This window comes from Klenkia sp. AC732 (assembly GCF_979256525.1).
Genome location: NZ_CEEDOS010000077.1, coordinates 1 through 8,582 on the forward strand (window position 1 = coordinate 1; position 8,582 = coordinate 8,582).

Annotated in this window: 8 protein-coding genes and 1 pseudogene; 6 read left to right on the forward strand and 3 right to left on the reverse strand. The window is 75.4% G+C overall.

Features of this window, described 5'->3' with window-relative positions; genetic code table 11:
• Positions 1–117: 117 nt before the first annotated feature.
• Positions 118–948 (reverse strand): PAQR family membrane homeostasis protein TrhA, encoded by an 831-nt coding sequence (gene trhA, locus AC0IVP_RS21535; RefSeq protein WP_082556736.1) that lies wholly within the window; start codon positions 946–948, stop codon positions 118–120.
• Between the two features lie 126 nt (positions 949–1,074).
• Between trhA and AC0IVP_RS21540 the strand changes: the two genes are divergently transcribed.
• The 6 genes from AC0IVP_RS21540 to AC0IVP_RS21565 all read left to right on the forward strand — a co-directional run bounded on the left by AC0IVP_RS21540 (position 1,075) and on the right by AC0IVP_RS21565 (position 6,606).
• Positions 1,075–1,854 carry an isoprenyl transferase gene (locus tag AC0IVP_RS21540; protein WP_056292929.1) on the forward strand — a complete coding sequence of 260 codons (780 nt, stop codon included), beginning with the start codon at positions 1,075–1,077 and terminating at the stop codon, positions 1,852–1,854.
• A gap of 25 nt (positions 1,855–1,879) precedes the next feature.
• On the forward strand, positions 1,880–3,094 hold the full coding sequence (locus AC0IVP_RS21545) for a hypothetical protein (RefSeq protein WP_056292928.1): 1,215 nt from the start codon (positions 1,880–1,882) through the stop codon (positions 3,092–3,094).
• Positions 3,091–3,279, forward strand: a complete 189-nt coding sequence (locus AC0IVP_RS21550) for a hypothetical protein (RefSeq protein ID WP_056292923.1) — start codon at positions 3,091–3,093, stop codon at positions 3,277–3,279. Before AC0IVP_RS21545 ends, AC0IVP_RS21550 begins: the two co-directional genes overlap by 4 nt.
• 24 nt (positions 3,280–3,303) lie before the next feature.
• Positions 3,304–4,338, forward strand: a complete 1,035-nt coding sequence (locus tag AC0IVP_RS21555) for an ATP-binding cassette domain-containing protein (protein ID WP_471759232.1) — start codon at positions 3,304–3,306, stop codon at positions 4,336–4,338.
• A complete protein-coding gene (locus tag AC0IVP_RS21560) occupies positions 4,335–5,093 on the forward strand; it encodes an ABC transporter permease (RefSeq protein WP_471759233.1) in 759 nt (252 codons plus the stop codon). The genes AC0IVP_RS21555 and AC0IVP_RS21560 overlap by 4 nt, the downstream gene beginning before the upstream one ends.
• A 217-nt stretch (positions 5,094–5,310) precedes the next feature.
• Positions 5,311–6,606, forward strand: coding sequence for a PhoH family protein (locus AC0IVP_RS21565; protein WP_471759234.1), 1,296 nt, complete (start codon positions 5,311–5,313; stop codon positions 6,604–6,606).
• 54 nt (positions 6,607–6,660) lie between these two features.
• Here AC0IVP_RS21565 and AC0IVP_RS21570 read toward each other — a convergent pair whose 3' ends face one another.
• Positions 6,661–6,909 carry a hypothetical protein gene (locus AC0IVP_RS21570; RefSeq protein WP_056292910.1) on the reverse strand — a complete coding sequence of 83 codons (249 nt, stop codon included), beginning with the start codon at positions 6,907–6,909 and terminating at the stop codon, positions 6,661–6,663.
• Positions 6,906–8,582: pseudogene (locus tag AC0IVP_RS21575) on the reverse strand (hypothetical protein); the annotation flags it as partial. The gene AC0IVP_RS21570 and the pseudogene AC0IVP_RS21575, both read right to left, overlap by 4 nt.

Consider the following 8,582-nt stretch of genomic DNA (forward strand, 5'->3'; position numbering starts at 1 on the left):
CCCCTGCCGGGCCCACCCCCGGCGAGGCCAGCACCGTCGAGCCGACCCCGGTGGTCCCCGCCCCCTGAGCGACACCCTCCGCGCCGGGCACCGGCCCGGCGCGGAGGGGCAGGACGGTCAGACGAAGGGGGAGTTGAAGATCGCGAAGTACACGGCGATGTAGTGGCAGGCCGCCGCCACGATCGTCATGGCGTGGAAGACCTCGTGGTAGCCGAAGACGCCGGGCCACGGGTTGGGCTTCTTGATCGCGTAGGCGACCGCACCGATCGTGTACAGCACCCCGCCGGCGGCCAGCAGCACCATCGCGGTCACCCCGGCCAGGGCCAGGATGTCGGTGAGCACGAAGACCGCCACCCAGCCCAGCGCGACGTAGATCGGCACACCCAGCCAGCGCGGTGCGGTGGGCCAGGCCATCTTCAGCGCCACGCCGCCCAGCGCCCCGCCCCAGACGACGGCCAGGATCACCCAGTTCGTCGGAGCCGGGACGGCGAGGGCGGCGAACGGCGTGTACGTGCCGGCGATGAACACGAAGATCATCGAGTGGTCGAGCCGCTTCATCAGCTTCCAGCCGCGCGGCGACCAGCGCCGGCGGTGGTAGGCGGCGCTGATACCGAACAGCCCCAGGATGGTGAGGCAGTAGATGCTCACCGGCAGCCCGGCGCGCACCCCGCCGTGCGTCCACGCCAGCGGGATCAGCACCGCCCCGGCGACGATCGACCCGAAGGCCGCGAAGAGGTGCAGCCAGCCACGCAGCCGCGGCCGGGTGTCGGGGTGGTCGAAGTCGGCGTCGCCGTACTCGGCGTCGGCCCACTCGCCGTCGCGGAGGACGGCGTCGACCTGCTCGCCCTCCGCGACGACGGCGGTGGCGGCCTGTCCGGGGGGCGCCTGGACCTCGGAGCCGTCGGAGGCCACCCGCACGGTCTCCGCGGGGTCGTGCACTGCGCTCATGGTCCGAGGTTAGGGCGCGGTCGCCCCCCGTCGCACCCCACCCGGCTGTGAGGTCTCCGGGGGACGGTGCCCTGCGTCGACCGGGGCCCTCCCGGTCTGCGCAGCGGAGTCCTAGGGTGGCTCTCCGTGGGGGCCCGCGAGCAGGTGCGCACGGCGCTGACGTCGTTGTACGAGCGTCGGCTGGTCCGTCGCCTGGACCGGGCCGCCGCCCCGCACCACGTCGGCGTGATCGTCGACGGCAACCGCCGCTGGGCCCGGGCGATCGGGCTGGAGGACGTCAACGACGGCCACCGCCGCGGGGCGGACAAGATCGCGGACTTCCTGGGCTGGTGCGACGAGACCGGCGTCGGCGTCGTCACCCTGTTCCTGCTGTCCACCGACAACCTGACCCGGCCCGAACCCGAGCTCACCCCGCTGCTGCGGATCATCGAGGGCGTGGCCTGCGACCTGTCCGGACCGGACCGGCGCTGGCAGCTCAACGCCGTCGGGGCGCTGGGCCTGCTGCCCGCGGAGACCGCCGCGGTGCTCAAGCAGGCCGAGGAGGACAGCCGTGGCCGGGCGGGCGCCACGGTCAACCTGGCGGTCGGCTACGGCGGCCGGCGCGAGATCGCCGACGCCGTCCGGTCGCTGCTGGCCGAGCACGCCGAGCGCGGGACGACGCTGGACGAGCTGGTCGAGGACCTGGACGTCGAGCACATCGCCGAGCACCTCTACACCCGCGGGCAGCCCGACCCCGACCTGGTGATCCGGACCAGCGGGGAGCAGCGGCTGTCGGGCTTCCTGCTGTGGCAGACGGCGCACTCGGAGTTCTACTTCACCGACGTCTACTGGCCCGAGTTCCGCCGGGTCGACTTCCTGCGCGCGCTGCGGGACTACGCGGCCCGTCAGCGCCGCTTCGGCGGCTGACCGCGCGGGTGTGAGACTGGGTGCCATGACAGCCGGCGCGGTCGACCTGCCCCTGGAGTACGTGAAGCTGGGGCTGCGGTTCGACCGCCTGGAGGAGGGGTTCGTCGACGCCTACACCGGCGACCGGCGGCTCCGGGCCCAGGTGCTCGACGAGCCGGCCCCCACCCCGCGCGGGGTGCGAGACCAGGCCCGGGGGCTGCTCCGTGAGCTGGACGCGACCGACCTGGCCGCCGACCGCGTCGAGCACCTGCGCGGCCAGCTCACCGCGCTGGAGTGCACCGCCCGGGTGATGGCGGGGGAGCCGGTCACCTACCGGGAGGAGGTCCGCTCCTACTTCCAGGTCGACGTCGACCTCGGGGACCCCGCCGACTACGCCGCCGCGCACGCCGAGCTGGAGGACCTGCTGCCGGGCACCGGCACGCTGGCCGAGCGGTACGCCCAGCACCGCCGCCGGGAGGAGTGCCCGCCCGAGCGCCTGGAGGCCGCGGTGCACGCGCTGTCCAGCGCGCTGCGCGACCGGGTGCGCGGGCAGTACGGCCTGCCCGAGGCCGAGACCGTGCAGTACGAGGTGGTCACCGACAAGCCCTGGTCGGGCTTCAACTACTACGAGGGCGGCTACCGCTCGCGGGTGGCGATCAACGCCGACCTCCCGCACCGGCTGGGTCAGCTGCCGCACCTGGTCGCGCACGAGGCCTACCCCGGCCACCACACCGAGCACTGCCGCAAGGAGCGCGGGCTGGTCGAGCGCGACCGGCACCTCGAGCACACCGTCTTCCTGGTCAACACCCCCGAGTGCCTGATGGCCGAGGGCCTGGCCGACCTGGGCCTGGAGGCAGCGGTCGGGCCGGGGTGGGGCCCGTGGGCCCAGGAGGTCCTGGCCGACCTCGGGCTGCGACTGGACGGAGGGCTCTCCGAGCGGGTGTCGGCTGCGGCGGCCCCGCTCAACCGGGTCCGTCAGGACGCCGCGGTGATGCTGCACGACCGAGGCGCCCCCACCGAGGACGTCGTCGCGCACCTGCAGCGGTGGTCGCTGGTCAGCCGCGACCGGGCCGCCCAGCAGCTGCGGTTCCTCACCCACCCGCTGTGGCGGGCCTACATCACCACCTACGTCGAGGGCTACGACCTGCTCGCCGGCTGGTTGGCCGCCCGTCCGGCGGGGCAGTCGGCGGCCGACCGGTTCCTCCGGCTGCTGGACGAGCCGCTCACCCCGGCCCGGGTCACCGCCGAGCTCGCCGGATGAGGCGCACCGCGCGCGAGCGCCGGGTGCTCGGGCTGTGGTCGGCCGCCTGCCTGGCGCTGTTCCTGGTGCTCGGCCTGCTGTGGGTCGGCGACCTGTCGCTGCAGTGGCCGGTGCTGGTGGTGCCCGTGGTGTGGGCGCTGGTGGCCGCCCGGCCGCGACGCGCGGAACCCGCTCGACCCGACTGAGCCGCCGGGTCCATCATCTGGCCCGTGATCCACGCCCGCGGGTTGTCCCGCACGTTCGCAGCCAAGAAGCGCGGCAAGGCCTCCACCGAGGTGCGCGCCGTCGATGGGGTCGACTTGGACGTCGAGGCCGGCGAGATCGTCGGCTTCCTGGGCCCCAACGGGGCCGGCAAGACCACCACCATGCGGATGCTCACCACCCTGCTGGCCCCGACCGCGGGCACCGCCACCGTGGCCGGCTGCGACCTGCTCCGCGACCCGGTCGGTGTCCGGCGGCGGATCGGCTACGTCTCCCAGGCCGGCTCGACCGCGCCGGAGAACCGCGCGGGGGAGGAGCTGGTCTCCCACGCCCGGCTGTACGGGGTCAGCACCGCCGACGCCACCGCCCGCGGCCAGCAGCTCTTCGCCGAACTGGACCTGGACGGGCTGTGGGAACGCCAGCCCAAGGCCATGTCCGGCGGCCAGCGCCGCCGGCTGGACATCGCGATGGGCCTGGTGCACGTGCCCGGCCTGGTGTTCCTGGACGAGCCCACCACCGGCCTGGACCCGCAGGCCCGGGCCAACCTGTGGGGCCACATCGAGGGGCTCCGCAGGGACCGGGGGACGACGGTCTTCCTGACCACCCACTACCTGGACGAGGCCGATGCGCTCTGCGACCGGGTGCTGGTCATCGACAAGGGCGTCATCGTCGCCTCGGGCACCCCGGACGCGCTGAAGAGCTCCGTGGGCGGTGACCTGCTGACGGTCACCGCCACGCACGCCGACCGGGCCGGGGACGTCGCCGGCCGGATGGCCGCGCTGCCCGGCGCGGAGGCCGCCCAGGTCACCGGGGACCGGGTCACCTGCCGGGTCCCCGCCGGCGGCGCCGCCCTGGTCACCCTGCTGCGCGACCTGGACGCCGCCGGGATCGAGGTCGCCGGCGTGGAGAGCCGCCGTCCCAGCCTGGACGACGTCTTCCTGACCGTCACCGGCCGCTCGCTGCGCGACGGCGAGCAGACCACCACTCAGACCACCGCTCAGACCACCGCGCAGACCGCGCCCGCCGAGGAGACCGCCCGATGAGCACCCTGGTCCGCGACACCGGGACCGTCTTCACCCGGGCCCTGCGCACCTCGCTGCGCAACCCGGCCTGGCTGGTCATCAGCCTCATGCAGCCGGTGCTCTACATCGTGCTCTTCGGCCCGCTGCTGGAGCCGATCGCCGGGCAGCTGGGCGGCGCGAACGCCTACCAGGTCTTCGTGCCCGGGATCCTGGTCCAGCTGGGCCTGTTCGGCACCGCGTTCGTCGGGTTCAGCCTGATCGCCGAGTACCGGGCCGGGGTCATCGAGAGCCAGCGGGTCAGTCCCGCGCCCCGGGCCGCGCTGCTGCTGGGCCGGGTGCTGCGCGACGTGCTGGTCCTCGCCGTCCAGGGTGTCGTGCTGGTGCTCGTCGCCGTCCCGTTCGGGCTGGACGCCTCGGTCGGTGGGGTGGCCCTGACGATCGTGCTGGTGGCCGTCCTCGGCGGGTCGCTGGCCGCGGTGTCCTACGCGCTGGCCCTCACGCTGAAGAGCGAGGACGCCTTCGCCCCGCTGCTGAACGTGGTGCTCTTCCCGGTGCTCCTGCTGTCGGGGATCCTGCTGCCGATGACGCTGGCCCCGGGGTGGCTGCAGACGGTGTCGGACCTGGTGCCCTTCAAGCACATCGTGGACGGCGCCCGGGCGCTGTTCGCCGGCGACTTCGGCGCCCCCGACGTCGGCTGGGGCGTGCTGTTCACCGTCCTGCTGGCCGGGTTGGGCGCCTGGTACGGGACCTCGCAGTTCCGCAAGGAGTCCGGCTGAGGCCGCGACACGCCGGTCGGCGTAGGGCCGGAAGTCACCTGCCGGACACCTCGCGGGCCTAGCGTCCGAGGTGTCCGGGGAGCCCGCCTCGCCGGACACGGGAGGCCCGGTTGGTGCGATGCGAGCTGTCGACCAGGGGGGCCGGACCACGGCCTCTGCGCCGGGGCCCGGCCACCTTCGAGCAGGGGTGCGCCAGCACCCCACCGGGAGTCGATCCGTGAGTTCTCGCCGCACGTACGTCCTCGACACCTCCGTCCTGCTCTCCGACCCGGGCGCCCTGCTGCGCTTCGAGGAGCACGACGTCGTCGTCCCCCTGGTCGTCATCGGGGAACTGGAGGAGAAGCGGCACCACCCGGAGCTGGGCTGGTTCGCCCGTCAGACGCTCCGCCTGCTCGACGACCTGCGGGTGCAGCACGGGCGGCTGGACGCGCCGATCCCGGTGGGTGACACCGGCGGGACGCTGCACGTCGAGCTGAACCACTCCGACGCCTCGGTGCTGCCGGCCGGGTTCCGCAACGACAGCAACGACAGCCGCATCATGGTGGTCGCGCTCAACCTGCGGGCCGAGGGCCGCGACGTCTGCCTGGTCACCAAGGACGTGCCGCTGCGGGTGAAGGCCGCGGCGGTGGGCCTGGACACCGACGAGTACCGCGCGCTGGGGGCCGTGGACGCCGGCTGGACCGGGATGGCGGAGGTCTCCCTCAGCGACGACGAGATCGCGGCGCTCTTCGCCGGCGGCACCCTCTTCCTGCCCACCGCGGCCGAGCTGCCCACCCACACCGGGCTGGTGCTGCTGTCCTCCCGCGGGTCGGCGCTGGGCCGGGTCACCGCGGACAAGCACGTGAAGCTCGTCCGCGGGGACCGGGAGGCCTTCGGGCTGCACGGGCGCTCGGCGGAGCAGCGGATCGCACTGGACCTGCTGCTGGACCCCGAGGTCGGCATCGTGTCGATGGGCGGCCGGGCCGGGACCGGCAAGTCCGCGCTGGCGCTGTGCGCGGGCCTGGAGTCGGTCATGGAGCGGCGGGCGCACAAGAAGGTGGTCATCTTCCGGCCGCTGTACGCCGTCGGCGGGCAGGACCTGGGCTACCTGCCCGGCTCCGAGGGCGAGAAGATGGCGCCCTGGGCGCAAGCGGTCTTCGACACCCTGGGGGCGCTGGTCTCCGGCGAGGTGGTCACCGAGATCCTCGCCCGCGGGCTGATCGAGGTGCTGCCGCTGACCCACATCCGCGGCCGCTCGCTGCACGACTCCTTCGTCATCGTCGACGAGGCACAGTCCCTGGAGCGCGGCGTGCTGCTCACCGTGCTGTCCAGGCTGGGCACCAACTCCCGCGTCGTGCTCACCCACGACGTCGCCCAGCGGGACAACCTGCGGGTCGGCCGGCACGACGGCGTCACCGCGGTCATCGAGGCGCTCAAGGGCCACCCGCTGTTCGCACACGTGACGCTGACCCGGTCCGAGCGGTCGCCGATCGCGGCGCTGGTGACCGAGATGCTGGAGGACCTGCCGGTCTGAGCGCACCGACGGCCGGGGTCCGCGGGTGCGGGTCCCGGCCGTCGTGCGTGCGGGTCAGGAGTCGGTGGTCTCGTGTCCGGCGTCCGCGGTCACCCGGCCGCGGGCGGCCGGGCGCCGGGCAGCCGAGGGGCGGGGGGAGAACGCCGCGCGCAGCAGGGAGCTGGCGACCCAGCCGGCCAGGAGACACCAGGGCAGTCGCGCGGTCACCTCGTCCACGTCGAGCGAGCCCTGGGCCCCCATGAGCAGCACCGGGAGGGCGAAGAGCAGGGCTGCGCCGAGGACGTCCCAGCGCAGCGGGTTCACGGCCGGCCGGCCAACCGCTCACACAGCAGCGCGGCCCAGCGGTGCGCGGTGGCGCGGGCGCCGTCGACCACGGCCACCGGCACCGGGAGCCCGGCCAGCAGCGCGGCGGGGTCCGCCGAGGACTCGGTGTCGGTGACGACCACGGCGTCCACGCGGGGCAGGCCGGCCAGCCAGCCGGTGAGGTCGGCGGGCTTGCGGGTGGCGTCCAGGACACCCCAGACGGCGGTGGGGGCCCACGCCTGGAGCATCTGCGCGACCCACGCGGAGCCGGCGTCCCGCAGCGGGACGTCGACGGCGACGACGGTCGGGACGCCGGCGCCCGCGGCGGCCTCGCGCCGGGTGGCCGCGACGGCCGCGGTGGGCACCCCGACGTCGGGGGTGGACAGCCCGGAGAGCTCCCCCCGGGTCGCCCACTGCACCCGGGCCGGGTCCAGCCGCAGCGACGTGGCCAGCACGCGGGCGGCGCCGAGGGCGTCCGCGCCGGGGCCGACGACGACCAGCACGTCACCGGGCTCGGCGGGCGCTGTGGGGGCGTCGGGCAGGGTGCGGGCCAGCACGGCGGTCAGCGCGGCGAAGGTGCCGCGGGCCGCGGCATCGGCACCGAAGTCCTCGCCGAGGAGGGCGGCGGGCAGGCCGAGCGCGGTCAGCCCGGCCGGGGCGGGGTCGACGACGGCAGCCGCGTCCGGGGCGGCCGGCAGCAGCTGGGTCACCGTGGCCAGGCCGTCGGCGGCCGCGGAACGCCCGCGGGTGGTCGGGTGCGGAGGAGCGGTGCGGGACCGGCCGGCACCGCGGGCGGGCGGGACCGGCGGGCGCGGACCGCGCACGCGCGGCGCGGCGGCCGGGGTGGTCAGCAGGCTGCTGAGCGGGGGCAGGACGGTGGTGGAGTCCATCGGCAGCGGCGCCGGGTCGCTGGCGGTGCGGGCGAGCTCGTCGGCCATCCCGGCGGCCATCTCCTGGGCCATCTCCTCCACGAGGAGGCCGCTGACCTCGGAGGCGAGCTCCGGGCGTGACGGGGCGTCGCCGAGGAAGTCGCTGTCGGCGACCGCGGTGATGACCTCGATGAAGCCGCTGGCGTGGTCGGGGGTGTGCAGCGGCTCGCTGCTGCCGACGACCGCGACGAGGGTGCCCTCGGCCTCCAGCGGCCCGGGGCGCACGGCGGACTGCAGGCCGGTGCCGGCGGTGCGGTGCCGGCCGGAGGCGTCGGCCCGGCGACGGCGCGGGGTGCTGCCGGTGCCCGAGAGGGCAGCCGCGCGCAGGGCCTCGAGCTGCTCGTCGACCGCGGGGGCCTCGGGCACGACGACGTCGGCCACCGGGTCCGCGGGCGCCTCGAGGGTGGCGTGCCCGGATCGGGCGGTCCGGTGTCGGCCGGAGGGGTCCGAGGCCGGGGCGGGGGTCGGCGTGGGCGCACCCCAGAGGTCGTCGCCCGCCGACGGCGCGGCCGGGATCTCCTCGGCCTCGATGGCCCCGGCGACGGCCTCCTCGGCCGCCCGGCGGTCGGCGGCGCGCCGGCTGGCGCGTCCCCCGGCCTGCGGCGGGACGTCGGGCAGTCCCCGCCGTCGCGGGGTCTGGGCCCCGGCGTCCTGGAGGGCGGACGACGCGACGACGTGCTGGTCCATGGACACCTGCTGGGCCTCTTCCCGGGGGGACGACTGGGTGGAGCGGAGGCCGGGGGG

What these genes read in the sequence shown, in the direction of transcription:
- AC0IVP_RS21545 (WP_056292928.1), top strand. Translation starts at nt 1,880, where the DNA reads ATGACAGCCGGCGCGGTCGACCTGCCCCTGGAGTACGTGAAGCTGGGG.
- AC0IVP_RS21560 (WP_471759233.1), top strand. Translation starts at nt 4,335, where the DNA reads ATGAGCACCCTGGTCCGCGACACCGGGACCGTCTTCACCCGGGCCCTG.
- AC0IVP_RS21550 (WP_056292923.1), top strand. Translation starts at nt 3,091, where the DNA reads ATGAGGCGCACCGCGCGCGAGCGCCGGGTGCTCGGGCTGTGGTCGGCC.
- trhA (WP_082556736.1), bottom strand. Translation starts at nt 948, where the DNA reads ATGAGCGCAGTGCACGACCCCGCGGAGACCGTGCGGGTGGCCTCCGAC.